General features: G+C 69.4%; 4 protein-coding genes. All 4 read left to right on the plus strand.

Going from position 1 to position 15403, the window contains the following annotated elements:
* The first annotated feature begins 16 nt into the window (after positions 1-16).
* Positions 17-1492, plus strand: a complete 1476-nt coding sequence (locus ABD767_RS04820) for an NAD(P)-binding domain-containing protein (RefSeq protein WP_103045180.1) — start codon at positions 17-19, stop codon at positions 1490-1492.
* The gene (locus ABD767_RS04825; RefSeq protein ID WP_103045181.1) at positions 1489-2631 is read left to right on the plus strand and encodes a peroxidase-related enzyme; all 1143 of its coding nucleotides are present in this window, start codon (positions 1489-1491) and stop codon (positions 2629-2631) included. The genes ABD767_RS04820 and ABD767_RS04825 overlap by 4 nt, the downstream gene beginning before the upstream one ends.
* A gap of 425 nt (positions 2632-3056) precedes the next feature.
* Positions 3057-10895 (plus strand): DUF7933 domain-containing protein, encoded by a 7839-nt coding sequence (locus tag ABD767_RS04830; RefSeq protein ID WP_103045182.1) that lies wholly within the window; start codon positions 3057-3059, stop codon positions 10893-10895.
* A complete protein-coding gene (locus ABD767_RS04835) occupies positions 10896-15125 on the plus strand; it encodes an OmpA family protein (protein WP_103045183.1) in 4230 nt (1409 codons plus the stop codon).
* Positions 15126-15403 lie beyond the last annotated feature (278 nt).

Here is a 15403-nt window from a genome sequence, read left to right on the forward strand (position 1 = left end):
CATCTTGCCCTCGTACATGTCTGATTCCTCCCTGGGAGCGGCTGGCCTGGCCGCCCTTGAAGAACGCCTGGCGCACGACCTGCTGACCCTCAACTGGCGCGCGCGCGCCTGGCTGCCCGAGCGCCGCCAGGACGGGCAGGCCGTCATCGACGTACTCATCATTGGCGCCGGCCAGGCGGGCCTGGCCGCCAGCATGGCGCTGGCGCAGCAGGGCATTGCCGCCGTGCTGCTGGATCGCGCCCCCGCCGACCACGAAGGCCCCTGGGCCACCACGGCGCGCATGGAAACCCTGCGCTCGCCCAAGGAGCTGACCGGCCCGGCGCTGGGCCTGCCCTCGCTCACCTTTCGCGCCTGGTTCGAGGCCCAGTGGGGCCGCGCCGCCTGGGACGCGCTCGACAAAATCCCGCGCCTGCAGTGGATGGACTACCTGCGCTGGTACCGCCGCGTGACCGCCGCCGACGTGCGCAGCGAACACACCGTCACGGCCGTGCGCCCACGTGGCGATGGCCTGGTGGAGGTGGACGCGCAGGCGCCATCGGGCCGCGCCACCTGGCTGGCGCGCCGCGTGGTGCTGGCCACCGGCCGCGACGGCCTGGGCGGGCCGCAGATACCGCCCTTCATGCAAGGCGTGGCGCATGCCCGCGCAGGAGGGCTGTGGGCGCATTCCTCCGACGTGCTGGACTACGCCACGCTGGCGGGCAAGCGCGTGGGCGTGATCGGCATGGGCTCGTCCGCCATGGACAGTGCCGGTACCGCGCTGGAGAGCGGCGCCGCCAGCGTCGACCTGATCGCGCGCCGCGCCGCCCTGCCCACGGTCAACAAGTCCAAGGGCTCGGGCGTGCCCGGCCTCACGCAAGGGCACTACGACCTGCCCGATGCCTGGAAGTGGCGCATCCGCCACTACATCAACGCCCAGCAGGTGCCGCCGCCGCACGGCAGCACGCTGCGCGTGTCGCGCCACGCCCAGGCCTACTTTCACTTTGGCTGCGCGGTGCAGGCGGTGGCGCAGGCCGGCCAGCAGCTGCAGGTAACCACTGCCCGGGGGCGGTTCACCTTCGACTTCCTGATCCTGGCCACCGGCTTTGTCATCGACTGGGCGCACAAGCCCGAGTTCGCGCCGTTTGCGCCCCATGTGCGCACCTGGGGCGAGCGCTACCAGCCCCTTGCGGGCGAGCAAGACCGCGAACTGCATGACTCGCCCGACCTGGGCCCGGTGTTCGAGTTCCAGGAGAAAACCCCCGGCGCCTGCCCGGGGCTGGAGCGCATCCACTGCTTCAACTACCCGGCGGCGCTGTCGCACGGCACTGTCTCGGGCGACATTCCCGCCATCAGCGACGGCGCCCGGCGCCTGGCCAGCGGCATTGCCGGCCTGCTGTACCGCGAAGACGTGGAGCACCACTTCGCCGCGCTGCAAGCCTATGCCGAGCCCGAACTGCTGGGCGACGAATGGACGCCCGCCGACACCGCCCAACGCACACAGCCCCTGCCATGACCGATACCATTGACCGGCTCACCCACGCCGGCAACGCCCCCCACGTACAAGCCGCGCGCGCGCTGCGCACCAAGGCCACCGCCGCCACCCAGGCCTGCGAAGACCTGCTGCTGGCCAGCGACTTGCCCGGCGGCCTGCCGCTGGCCGAGCGCCTGGCCGTCGCCCAGGCCGTGGCCGCCGCCAGCGGCGTGCCCGCCCTGGCGGCGCACTACGGCGGGCAACTGGCCCGCCTGGCCGCACCCGCATCCACACCCGCGCAGGACGCACGCTGGCAGGCCATCGCCCGGTTCTCCCAGTTGTTGGCCACCGAGCCCGCCGCCGCCGACCGCGCAGCCCTGCTGGCGCTGAGCGAAGCCGGCCTGCCCGTGCCGGACGTGGTGCTGCTGGCGCAGCTCGTCGGCTTTGCCGCCTACCAGGCGCGGCTGGTGGCCGGCACCGCGGCGCTGGCGGCGCTGGGCCCGGCGGCGCGGGATGCGGCGCAAGGGGCTGCCCAGGGCTCGGCGCCCGCGCGCACCGAGCCCGACGCCCCCTTCATCCACCCCGCCAACCTGCCCGCGCCCGGCGAGCCGCTGCGCATCAACGGCTATACCAGCGAAACACTGGGCTGGACGGCCTGGCTGCCCGTGGTGAACCCGGCCGCCGCCAGCGCCGAACAGATCGCCGTGCTCGACGCCAGCCATCCCAAGGCGCGCAGCTCCGATTTCTATCTGCTGCTGGCCCACCAGCCGCGCGTGCTGGCCGAGCGCTCCGAGGCGTTCAACGCCATCATGTACGCCCCCCGCGGCCTGCCGCGCGCCGAGCGCGAACTGGCCACCACCGTCGTCTCGCGTATCAACGGCTGCGTGTACTGCGCGTCGGTGCACGCGCAGCGCTTTGAGCAGCTGGCCAAGCGCAACGACGTGATCGCGCAAATCTTCACCAACCCCGACGGCGCTGGCACCACCGCCCGCGAGCGCGCCATCGTCTGGGCCAGCGCCGCCCTTACGCGCGCGCCCGGCCGCTTTGGCGTGCAGCACCTGGCGCCGCTGCGCGCCGCCGGCCTGGCCGACCTGGAACTGCTTGACGTGGTACACGCCACCGCTCTGTTTGCCTGGGCCAACCGCCTGATGCTCAACCTGGGCGAGGCGACGCAGCCTTGAGTTGAACCGAAGCCGGCCCTTCGCCTTCGCCGGCTTGCGCGCCCTGGCCGCCACGCCCGGGCCTGGGCGCCGCCTGCATGGCCGTACCCGCAACGCAGCGGTGAATTACAAATAGCTGTGACCCGCCCGCCTTGCCGCCGGTGCGCCACGCGAGGCCATGGCCCGCTTTTGCTCTCGAAAACATAGTCTGCGCGCACGTTCTGCGGCCAACGCTTCGATGGGTGTTGCTTTCCGCCATCAACTTTGTGAAATAGCTTCAACGCTTCTGCGGTTAGTCAAAAGAGCTACTGGTTCTTGTTAGATTTTGCAAAATTTGCATTCAAGACGTTGGGTCAAGAAACTTTCCTTATCGCCTTGCAGTGCACGAATTTTCAAATTCGACGGCGTCCTGTCGACGCCGTTGCTCCGGGAAAGCTGCAAGACCTATGTTCGATCTTTGGCCTTTGTTCAAGCACAAGGAACCAGCGGGTGGCTGGCGTCGTCGGCCGCGCTGGCTGGTGCGCACGGGCTTGGCGGCAGCGCTGGTCGTGGGCGTGGCGGCGCCGGCGTGGGCGGATGCGCTGTCCGAATTCTCGGTCACGGTGGGGGCGGGCGGCGCTTCGTCGGTCAAGCCCGGCGAGGCGACGGTGTTGCGCATCACGCTGGTCAATGCGTCCGCGGAGGCCTATAGCGGCGTCAATTTCTCCAAGGCGTTTGCGCCCACGGGTAGCGGCAACTTGCTGCTCAATGGCGCGGCGGTCACCAGCTGCACCCCGGGCGGGTTCAACGGCACGGTGACGCTGCCGGCGGTTGGCGCCAGCCTGAGCGGCGGCATTGCCCTGAACGGGCTGACGATTCCGGCGCGCGTCGGCACGGACGACGGGGTGTGCACCATCGACATCCCGGTCAAGGCCGTGTCCAGCGACGGCAATGCCTCCACCCAGACCTACACCCTGGGGCCGGGCGAGGTGCGTACGGGCAGCGATACGAACGGCACGGGCACGGGCCAGGGCATCACCATCCAGAGCGTGGCCCGGCCGACCTGGAAGAAGAGCTTTGCCGGCGGAGCCGCCATTTTGGGCGGCGCCTCGCGCGACCTGGTGCTTACGGTGGACAACAGCGGCGCCAACAGCGTCAACCTGACCGGCGTCAAGTTCGACGACGTCTTCCCCACGGCCGGCGGCAAGGCGGTGATCGAGCCCGATGGCACGGCGGCCAGCTACAGCAACTGCGGCCCTTCCCCCAGCGCGGTGTTGACGACGGGTGACGCGGCCAAGGTGGCGGTCTCCAATGTCTCGGTGGCGGCCGGCCAGGTGTGCACCATCACCGTCAAGGTCAAGGCGCGCCAGACCAATGGCGCGTATGAGCTGGCCAACCAGACCAACACCCTGCCGGTAGGCACTTTCTCCAGCGACCAGGGTTTGAAGCCGAGCGACTCGCCGACGGCCAACATCACCGTGCGCTCGCCGCTGAGCGTGGCCAAGGCGGCCAACCCGACGCGCGTGGCCAGCGGCCAGACGGGCCAATTCGTCATCACACTGACCAACAGCGGCAGCACAGCGCTGCCGGTCAGCCAGTTCAACGAGGCTAGCATCGACGGCGGTGGCCAGGGTGGCGTGCGGCTGACGCCAAACGCAGTCTCCAGCACCTGCGTGCAGACCGCGGGCCAGACCAAGGCGCTGGCGGTCAGCGGCAACGGCTTCACGTCCAGCGGGTACGACGTTCCGGCCAACGGTTCGTGCACGATCACGGTGGACTTCACCGGCACCACGGTCAACAACAACCCGCTGACCTTCACCAACAGCATTCCCCAGGGCGCGGTGCAGGTCACCGGCCAGCCGGGCATCATCAGCCAGTCGCAGAGCGCGGCGGTGACGCTGATCGACGAACTGTTCGTCGACAAGGCCAGCGCGCCCGCCTACGTGGCCCCTGGCGGCGCGGTCAAGTACACGGTGACGATCTCCAACTTCGGCGGCACGGCCAGGAGCAATGTGCACCTGACAGAGGCACTGACCCAAGGCTCGACCTTTTTGACCGGCGGCGCCTACGCGCCCACGCTCTCGCCGGCGACCTGCGGCACGCTCGGCAACGTACCGGCGACGGGTGCCATGGCCGTGGACTTCACCATCCCCACGCTGCCGGCGGCATCGGGCAACACGCCCGGCCAATGCCAGGTCTCGTTCTGGGCCATGACCGATCCGAACGGCACGGGCAACACCAGCAACGTGATCCCGGCCTGCGGCGTGTGGTACGGCGCCAGCCAGGGCGATGCGCAGGCCGCCAAGACCTGCAATGGCCGGCCATCGAACGGCGTGACGGCCACCCGCCAGGCGCCGCTGCTGGCCGACAAGACCTTCAACGGCAGCAACTACCAGTACACCGGCGGCTACAACGCGGCCACCAATAAAGACTACGGCAGCGTTGCCACCCAGACGGGCAACAAGCAGCCCGAAGGCACGGTGGTCACCATGCGCATCCGCTTGCGCAACTACAGCGATGCCCCGTTGACCGGTGTGACGGTTGCTGACACCTTGCTGCCCTCGGGCAGTGCGCAGCTGCGCATCGCCAACCCGGCCAACGCCTCGACCACCTGCGGCGGCACGCTGACGGCAGCGGCCGGCAGCACGTCGATTGCGCTCAATGGCGCCACGGTGCCCGCGCGCGCCAATGCCACCAGCAACCAGCCCGGCATGTGCGAGCTGCAGGTCGACGTGGTCGGCCCCGCCGCCACGCACAAAAACACGGCGCAGGTCACCGCCAACCAGAGCCTGGCTGGCGGCGGCGCGCCGAAGGCGCTCGCCGTCAACACCAACGAGGCGCAGCTGGTCTATGACGGCGCGCTGGAGGCCGCTAAGAGCTTCGAGCCGCAGCAGATCACCGCTGACGGCAAGGCCACGGTGCGCATCCGCCTGACCAACAAGGACACCAGCGCGCCGATCGCCGGCATCGCGGTGACCGACCCGCTGGCCCCGGCCAAGCTCAAGCTGGCCGACCCGCCCAAGGTCTACAGCACCTGCGCCGGTGCGCCCACCTATACCGGCGCCGCCGGCGCCACCTCGGTCGGCATGCAGGGCGCGACCCTGCCGCCGGGCGGCAGCTGCGACTTCTTGTTCGACGTGGTCAACGACGGCAGCGCCTCGGGCAACTGGGTCAACACCATTCCAGTGGGCAATATCAAGGCCGATGGCGGCGTGCAGAACCAGACGCCTGTCAGCGCGACGCTGGCCCGCGTGGCGGCGCAGGTGCCGACCATCTCCAAGGACATGACGCCGGCCGCCGTCTCGCCCGGCCAGGCGGCGCGGCTGAAGATCACCATCACCAACGGCACGCAAGCCCTGACGGGATTGGCATTGACGGACTGGTTCACCGAGGGCGGCGTGCAGGGCGCGGCGCCCACCGGCATCCAGGTGGCGGCCGCGCCCAACGCCAGCACCAGCTGCCCCGGCGGTGTGGTCGCGGCCGTACCGCAGTCTGACCATGTAGGCCTGTCCGGCGCCACGCTGGCGGCCGGCGCCACTTGCACGGTGGACGTGGACGTCATCGCCACCAACCCCGGCGCGGTGCAAAACGTCATTCCGCAAAATTCGGTGCGCAACGACCAGGGCCAGACCAACGCCAATACCGAGGCCAGGGCGCCGCTGACCACCAGCCTGAACATGGGCGTGGCCAAGTCGTTCACGCCGGCGGTGGTCAAGCCCGGCGCACGCTCGCGCCTGCGCATCACCTTCTTCAACGCGACGCAGGCAGCCATTGGCAATTTCGGCATCACCGACAACCTGCCTGCAGGCATGACCGTGCCCGTGGGGCCGAACGTGGTGCAGACCTGCGGACCGGCCACGCAGGTCAACACCGCGGCCAGCGGCAAGGTGGTGATTTCCGGCGGCGCGCTGGGCCCGGCCGCGGGCGGCGTGTCCGCGTCCTGCTACGTCGAGCTCGACGTGGTGGTGAACGCCCAGGGCAAGTACGCCAACACGCTGGCCGACAAGAGCATCGAGGTCAACGGCAAGCCGACCTTGTATCCGGACGTTCCGGTGACGGCGGAGTTGAACGCCGTCGACCCCATCGTGGTGCACAAGGCCATTGGCGGCAAGACGCTGGACAGCGCCGGCCTGCCGGCAGGTATGACGAACGGTGACGCCACCCGCAAGGCGGGCGAGGCGGCGCCGCTGGTGATCCACCTGAACAACCCCAACAGCATTGCCCTGACCGGCGTGGCGTTTACCGACGCGCTGCCCGCGGGCCTGGTGGTGGCGCAAACGCCCAACGCCAGCACGACCTGCGCCGGCGGCACCGTGGTGGCGAGCGCCTCGGCCACCCAGGTGCGCCTGGCCGGCGCCAGCCTGTCGGCCCATGGCAGCTGCACGGTGACGGTGGACGTGCTGGCCAATAACGCCGGCAGCTACGTCAACACCATCGCCAGCGGCGCGGTGACGAGCACCGAGGGCGTGGGCAACGAGGAGCCGACCAGCGCCAGGCTGGTCGTCTCCAAGCCGCCGGCGGTGGGCAAGCAGTTCGACCCGGCGGTGATCCCGCAGGGCGGCGTCTCCAGGCTGACCATCTTCCTGGGCAACGACAACGCCAGCGCCATCACGCTGAACGCAGAGCTGGTCGATACGTTGCCGACGGCGCCGGGCGCCATCGTCGTGGCTACGCCACCCAACGTCAGCAAGACCTGCCCCGGCACCGTGACGGCTGACGCCGGTGCGGGCACGGTGACTTACGCCAGCGGCGCCAGCATTCCCGCCGGCGGCTGCACCATCAGCGTGGACGTGACCGGCACCGTGCCGGGTGCCTACAACAACAACATCCCCGCGGGTGCGCTCGACACCAGCGTGGGCAAGAACGCCGACCCGGCCAACGCGCCGCTGAACATCAGCACGCAGGGCTATATCTCGGGCAAGGTGTTCAAGGACAACAAGACCACGCCGGATGGGGTGTTCGATCCCAGCAAGGATGCGCCGCTTCCAGGGCAAACCATCAACCTGTACAGCGGTCCGACCTGCACCGGCACGCCGGTCGCCTCGGTCACGACCGACGCCCAGGGCAACTACCTGTTCGCCGGCTTGAGCGAAGGCACGTACACCGTGTGCCAACCGACGCAGCCAGCTGGAACGGTCAACGGCAACACGACGGCCGGCACCATCACGCCGGTCAATGGCAGCGGTGGTACGCAAGGCACGGCGACGAGTCCGGACGTTCCAAGCGCGATTGCCAGCATCGTCCTGGGCAAGAGCGCCAGCGGCGAGGTCAGCGGCTCGACCGGCAACAACTTTGCCGAGATCGTCCCGTCCTCGATCAGCGGCACGGTGTTCCTCGACCAGAACAACAACGGCGTGCAAAACGGTGCCGACGCGGGCATCAAGGACCAGGTGATCGAGTTGCTCGACGAGCATAGCGCCGTCCTCAAGACCACGACGACCGACGCCAGCGGCAACTACCGCTTCGACGACCTGCCGCCCGGTAAATACAGCGTGCGCCAGCCCAACCAGCCCGAGGGCACGGCCAACGGCAAGACGACGGCCGGCAGCGTGGGCAACGACGGCACGGCCGGTACGGCAAGCCTCCCGGCGACCGCGCCCAGCACGATCACTGGCATCGTGCTGCCGCCCAACACCCAGTCGACGGGCAACAACTTCGCCGAGCTGCCGTACAACCGCACGGTCTCGGGCCAGGTGTTCCTGGACTACGACAACAACGGCACGCTCGACGCGGGCAGCGCCGACCACGGCATCGGCGGGCAGACCGTGGTGCTGACGGGCACGGACGACAGCGGTAACGACGTCACCCGCACGACGACGACCAACCCCGATGGCAGCTACAGCTTCACCGGCCTGCCCCCGGGCAAGTACACCGTGACGCAGCCCAACCAGCCCACGGGTACGGCCAATGGAACTACGACGGTGGGCACCGCCGGCGGCACGCCGTCCAATCCGGGCAACGAGGGCACCAGCACCAGCCAGATCGCCAACATCGACCTGAGCGTGGCCGGCGGCCACACCGTCTCGGCCGGCAACAACTTTGCCGAGCAGCCGGGCAACGCGCCCGACCTGACGATTGGCAAGACGCACAGCCCGAGCGAGTTCACCGCCGGCGGCGGCACGGGCTTCTACACGATCACGTCGAAAAACATCGGCAAGGCCGATACGGCGGGCGAGGTGAAGATCGTCGATACGCTGCCCGCGGGAATCACGCCCAAGGCGGCCAGCGGCGCCGGCTGGGCCTGCGCGATTGCCGGCCAGAGCGTGACCTGCACGACGGGCGCCGTGCTGAGCGCCAACGGCGGCGCGGGCAACCCGATCACGCTGCACGTGGACGTGGCGGCCGGCCTGGGTGGCCAGCTGCTGATCAATACCGCCGACATCTCCGGTGGCGGCGAGCCCGAGGGCTTTGCCAGCAACAACCGCGCGCAGGACCCGACACCCATCCTGGAGGCGCCTGCCGCCGCGACGCTGGCCGGCCATGTCTGGCTGGACGCCAACCACGACCGCAAGTACGCGCCGGGCAGCCCCGACGACCAGCCCCAGGCGGGCTGGAAGGTCGAGCTGCTGTTCAACGGCGTGCCGGTGGCCGACACCGTGACCGGCGCCGATGGCCGCTACGAATTCATCAACCTGCCCCCGGGCAGCGGCTACCAGGTGCGCTTCCGTCACCCGACGACCGGGCAGATCTGGGGCAGCGCAGTGACCAATGAAAAGGCCGACGGCAGCAACCCCGGCAATGCCGATGCGTCCGACGGCACGCTCAAGGGCATCACGCTGACCCCGGGCCAGAACCTGGCCGAGCAAAGCCTGCCGCTGGATCCCGCGGGCGTGGTCTACGACGCGGTGACGCGCCAGCCCGTGCCCGGCGCGGTGGTGACGATTACCGGCCCGGCGGGGTTTGACCCGGCCACGCACCTGGTCGGCGGCTCGGCCACGGCGACCACGGGCAGCGACGGCCAGTACCAGTTCCTGCTGGTGCCGGGCGCGCCGGCGGGCGACTACACGCTGTCGGTCAGCACCTACCCGGCGGGCTATCTACCGCAGCCGTCCACCATGATCCCGGCGTGCACCAACGCGCCGCTGGCGGTGGGCGCGATGCCCGATCCGGCGCTGGTGCAGGCCAGCAACGGCGCGCCGGCCAGCGGTGTGCCGCTGCACAACCCGGCGGCTTGCCAGGGCATCGTGGGCGGCGGCGCGCCGACGACGCAGTACTACTACAGCTTCACCCTTAACGGCAGCTCGGCCAACGTGCTGAACAACCACATCCCGCTCGACCCCATCCTGGGCGGCGCCATCGTGGTGACCAAGACCAGCCCCAAGGTCAACGTGACCAAGGGCGAACTGGTGCCCTACACCATCACGGCCACGAACACGCTCAGCGCGCAGCTGACCAATGTGGACGTGCAAGACCGCATTCCACCGGGCTTTCGCTACCGACTGGGCTCTGCCAGCTACAACGGCATGCCGCTGGAGCCCAAGGTGCTGGGGCGCGACCTGACCTGGGCGGGCCAGACCTTTACCGCAGGTGAGAAAAAGACCTACCAGCTCCTGCTGATGGTCGGCGCCGGCGTCGGCGAGGGCGAGTACGTCAACCAGGCCTGGGCGCTCAACAGCGTCGTCGGCGAGCGCATCTCCAACGTGGCGAATGCCGTGGTGCGCGTCGTGCCCGACCCGCTGTTCGACTGCTCCGACCTGATCGGCACGGTGTTCGACGACAAGAACGCCAACGGCTACCAGGACCAGGGCGAGCGCGGCATCCCCAACGTGCGCGTGGCGACGGCCCGCGGCCTGCTGGTGACGACCGACGCCGAAGGGCGCTTTCACGTCGCCTGCGCGGCCATCCCGCAGGCGGACCGCGGCAGCAACTTCGTCATGAAGCTCGACGAGCGCACGCTGCCCTCGGGCTACCGCGTGACGAGCGAGAACCCGCGCGACGTGCGCGTGACGCGCGGCAAGATGGTCAAGCTCAACTTTGGCGCCACGGTGCACAAGGTGCTGCGCCTGGAGGTGGATGGCCGTGCTTTCGCACCGCAGGCCACCGACCTGGCGCCGCAGTGGCAGGACAAGGCCCATGCGCTTCTGCCGCAGCTGGCGCAGCAGCCCACCGTGCTGCGCATTTCCTACCGCCTGACGGGCGAAGACCCGCAGTTGGCACGTGAGCGTGTCAAGGCGCTGACGGCCGCGCTGCAAAAGGGCTATGCCGAGCAGGCCAAGCAGAGAAAGGACGACAAGGACGAGGACACCCCACCGCTGGTGATCGAGACCGAGTCTTTTGAACACAAGCAGGCAGAGGGAGCGCGCTAAATGGCTACGCACAACAAGAATGGGCGCGCCGCGGCACGCCCCCAGTGGGTACGTTCGTCCGTTGCCGCCGCAGCCGCCCTGGCGCTGCTGGGCAGCACGGCGTGGGCACAGGCGGCAGATGCCGACGCCCATGGCAAGCGCATCGACAATGCACGCCAGGCGGTGGTGGCGTTGCCGCCGCCGGGCGAGGAGATGCCGCGCGCTGGCTTTGCCTATGAGCTGCCTTCGGGCGTGAGCCGCGAGGACGCGCAGGCCATGCGCGCCGCCAGCGCTACGCTGCCGGCCGCGCCGTCGCAACAGGCCGTGGTGCTGCGCGAGTCGGACCAGTCCGGCGCGCTGTTCGACTCCGGCATGGCCGACCTGAAGCCTGCCGCCACTCAGGCGCTGGACGCGCTGGTCGCCCAGCTCAAGGGCAAGCAGGGCGTGCGCATCAGCGTCGTCGGCCACACCGACAGCCAGCGCTTGTCGCAGCGCGCCAAGAAGCGCTTCGTCGACAACCAGGGCCTGTCCGAGGCGCGCGCGCTTGCGGTGGCCAGCTATCTGCAAAAAGGCCTGGGCCTGGCGCCCGCGGCCGTGGCGATGGACGGCAAGGGCAAGACCCAGCCGGTGGCCGGCAACGGCACGCCGCAAGGCATGGCGCAAAACCGCCGCGTCGAGATCTCGGTCTGGTGGGACGAGATGCAGCCGCCGGTGCCGGTGGCAGCGCCGGTACCGGTCGTGCCTGCCGATCTGTGCAGTTCGGGCGACGCCCAGGCAGACCTGCCGTTCCGTGTCACCGTCGACGGCGTCGACGCCTCGGGCGGCGCGATCAACGAGGCCGACCGCCAGCGCTGTGTGGACGTGGCGCTGGAGCGCGCCGACATCCAGATCAAGTACGACGACCTGGCCGCCAAGCCGGCGCTCAACGTCTGGGCCACGCGCGATCTGACGCTGCACGGGCAGGAGGCACAGTTCCAGGGCTGGAGCAACTACGCCAGCTGGATCGCGCGCGCCGAGCTGCGCATCTTCGTGAAGGGCGCAGCCACCGACGGCAAGCCGCTGGCCACGCTGCCGCTGACCTGGGGCCAGACTACTGGTTGGCGGGTGCCCGCCGAGGGCAGCGACGAATACGTCTACCTGCTGCGCGTGTACGACGACAAGGGGCGCTTTGACGAGACCGCCGCCAAGCAGCTCAACGTCGCCGCGCACGAGCGCGCAATGAGCGACCTGGACAAGCCCGCGCGCGAGGCGCTGGTGGGCTGGGGCGAGAACGCGCTGCACGTGAGCAACATCCCCGTGCGCGGCGGCACCATTACGGTCAGCGGTAAGGGGCTCAAGGCCGGCGAGAAAGTCAGCGTGCTGGGCCAGGACGTGCCGGTTGACGACAAGGGCAGCTTTGTTGCGCGGCAAATCCTTGGCAGCGGCCCGCACGGCGTGGACGTATCCGTCATCGGCACCGACGGGCGCGCCGCCAGCTACCGGCGCAACGTGTCGATCCCGCAGGACGACTGGTTCTATATCGCCGTCGGTGACCTCACCATTGGCCGCGACCGCACCACCGGCCCGGCGCAGCTGGTCACGCAGGATGACCAGCATTACGACAACTCGACCTACATCGACGGGCGCGGTGCCTTCTACCTCAAGGGCAAGGTCAAGGGCGAATGGCTGCTGACGGCCGCCGCCGACACGCGCGAGCAGCCGCTCAAGGACTTGTTCAGCAACTTTGCCGAGAAAGACCCGCGCTACCTGCTGCGCCGCATCGACCCCGACGCCTACTACCCCGTGTACGGCGACGACAGCACGACGGTGGACGACGCGCCCACGCAGGGCAAGTTCTTCGTGCGCCTGGAGCGCGGCGACTCGCGCGTGATGTGGGGCAACTTCCAGACCGCGTGGAGTGGCACCGAACTGCTGCAGTACTCGCGCGGCCTGTACGGCGCCAACCTGCGCCTGCGCTCGGAAGACGCCACCGGCTTTGGCGAGCGCAGGAGCGGCCTGGACGCCTTTGCCGCCGACCCCGGCACCGTCGGTGCGCGCGAGGAGTTCCGCGGCACGGGCGGCTCGCTGTACTACCTGCGCCACCTGGACGTGACCGTCGGCTCCGAGCGCCTGTGGGTCGAGGTGCGCGACCGCGACTCGGGCCTGGTCGTCGAGCGCCGCCTGCTCACGCCCGGCCAGGACTACGAGGTCAACTACCTGCAGGGCCGCATCCTGCTCAGCCAGCCGCTGCCGTCGACGGCCGCCGGCGGCGGGCTGATCTACACCAGTGCCGTCTCGGGCAACCCTTTGTTCCTGGTGAGCACCTATGAATACGTGCCCGGCGTGACCGAGGCCGGCGCGCTGACCTATGGCGCGCGCGCCAGCCATTGGGTGAACGACAAGCTGCGCGTGGGCGTGACCGGCTACCGCGACGGCGAGGGCGACTACAAGCAGACGCTGCAGGGCGTGGACGCCACGCTGCGCGTGGCTGCCGGCACGCAGATCAAGGCCGAGGTGGCGCGCTCGCGCGGCGCCGGCGAGATGGCCGACTACGACTCCAACCAGACGTCGATTGACGGCGGCTTTGGCTTCAATTCGATCAAGAGCCATGCCGACGGCAAGGCCAACGCCTACCGCGTCGAAGCCACCGTCGACCTGGCCGAGGTGACCGACAGCCACAAGGGCCAGATTGCCGCCTATGTGCAGGACCGCGACGCGGGCTTTTCCGCGCCGGGGCAGATTGCCTACAACGGCGAGGCCGTGCGCCAGGTGGGCGCGCGCGCCGACGTGCAGCTGACGGGCAGCACCTCGCTCTTGGCCAAGGCCGACGAGCGCCGCGGCGACACCCAGGACGCGCGCAACGCCGAGCTGGGCCTGCGCCACAGGCTCAATGGCGAATGGAGCGTCACGGGCGGCGTGCGCAACGACAAGCGCACCACGGCCGTACCCAATGCCAGCGAGGTGCTGTCGCAAAACGGCACGCGCACCGACCTGCTGCTGCGCGCCGACTACGCGCCCGACAAAGAGGGCGGCAGCCCCGGCGAGAAAGAGGACTGGTCCCTCTACGGCTTTGCCCAGGGCACTGCGCAGCATTCCGACGAGCGCGACGCCAACAACCGCCTGGGCCTGGGCGGCGCCTGGCGCATCAACGACCGGCTCACGCTGAACGCGGAAGGCTCGGGCGGCAACCTGGGCGCCGGCGGCCTGCTGGGTGCCGACTGGCGCGTGAGCGACCGCAGCAACGCCTACCTGAACTACCGCCTGGAGACCGAGAACCCGGACAGCAACGAGCGCGGGCGCTACGGCACCTGGGTGACGGGAAGCAACTACCGTCTGAACGACAGCACGCGCCTGTTCGGCGAGGTGCGCTCGACCTCGGGCGCCGGCTCGCAAAGCCTGGTGCAGGCCTTTGGCGTCGACCTGGCGCCCACCGACCGCTGGACGGTGGGCAGCAAGGTTGAATTCGGCACCGTGAGCGACGCCTACGGCGGCGACTTCGACCGCAAGGCGGTGGGCCTGTCGACCAGCTATATGCACTTGGGCATCAAGTACTCGGGGGCGCTGGAGCTGCGCCGCGACAGCACCAGCGGCGCGCTGGGCCTGGCCGGCAAGCGCGACACCTGGCTGCTGCGCAACACCTATGGCAACCAGCTCACGCCCGACTGGCGCCTGCTGGGCAAGTTCAACATCTCGCGCAGCACCAACTCGGGCGGGGCGTTCAACGACGGCAACTTCCACGAGGCGGTCATCGGCGCGGCCTACCGCCCGGTGGACAACGACCGCTGGAACACCCTGGTCAAGCTGACCAGCTACTACGACGTGCCCACCAGCGGCCAGGTCGAGTCGCTTCGCCCAGGCCACGGCCTGTCGGGCGCGCAGCTGGACTACGCGCAAAAAAGCACGGTGCTCGCCGTCGACACCATCTGGGACGCCAGGCCCTGGCTGTCGCTGGGCTTCAAGTACGGCCTGCGCGTGGGCAAGCTGCGCATGAACAAGACCGAGGGCCCGTGGTTCAAGAGCCGCGCCGACCTGGTCGTGCTGCGCGCCGACTGGCACTGGGTGCACGAGTGGGACGTGGTCACCGAGCTGCGCAAGCTGCGCGCCAAGGAGGCCGAGGACGCTCGCGCCGGCGCGCTGGTCGCGGTCTACAAGCACGTGGGCAAGCATGTGAAGGTGGGCGCGGGCTACAACTTCACCAACTACTCGGACGACCTGACCGACCTGTCCTACCGCAGCCGCGGCTGGTTCATCAACGTTCTGACTACCTTCTAAGGCTGACTGTTTCTCCCTCCCCCACTGGGGGAGGGCTGGGGTGGGGGCCAGCGACGTCAACCACACCAACGTAGCTTTTGGACATGCCGGCCCCCATCCCTGCCTTCCCCCAGAGGGGGAAGGAGTCAAGCAGCCTGTTACATGTGAAGGTGGGCGCGGTTGGTCTCGGATACATGCCGTGATGGCTGATTGTTTCTCCCTCCCCCTCTGGGGGAGGGTTGGGGTGGGGGCCAGCGACGTCAACCACACCAACGTAGCTTTTGGACATGCTGGCCCCC

Source organism: Comamonas faecalis (assembly GCF_039538025.1).
Lineage (GTDB): Bacteria > Pseudomonadota > Gammaproteobacteria > Burkholderiales > Burkholderiaceae_C > Comamonas_C > Comamonas_C faecalis.

Excerpts from the sequence above, each read along its gene's own strand:
- ABD767_RS04820 (WP_103045180.1), top strand. The coding sequence starts at position 17 with ATGTCTGATTCCTCCCTGGGAGCGGCTGGCCTGGCCGCCCTTGAAGAA.
- ABD767_RS04825 (WP_103045181.1), top strand. The coding sequence starts at position 1,489 with ATGACCGATACCATTGACCGGCTCACCCACGCCGGCAACGCCCCCCAC.
- ABD767_RS04835 (WP_103045183.1), top strand. The coding sequence starts at position 10,896 with ATGGCTACGCACAACAAGAATGGGCGCGCCGCGGCACGCCCCCAGTGG.
- ABD767_RS04830 (WP_103045182.1), top strand. The coding sequence starts at position 3,057 with ATGTTCGATCTTTGGCCTTTGTTCAAGCACAAGGAACCAGCGGGTGGC.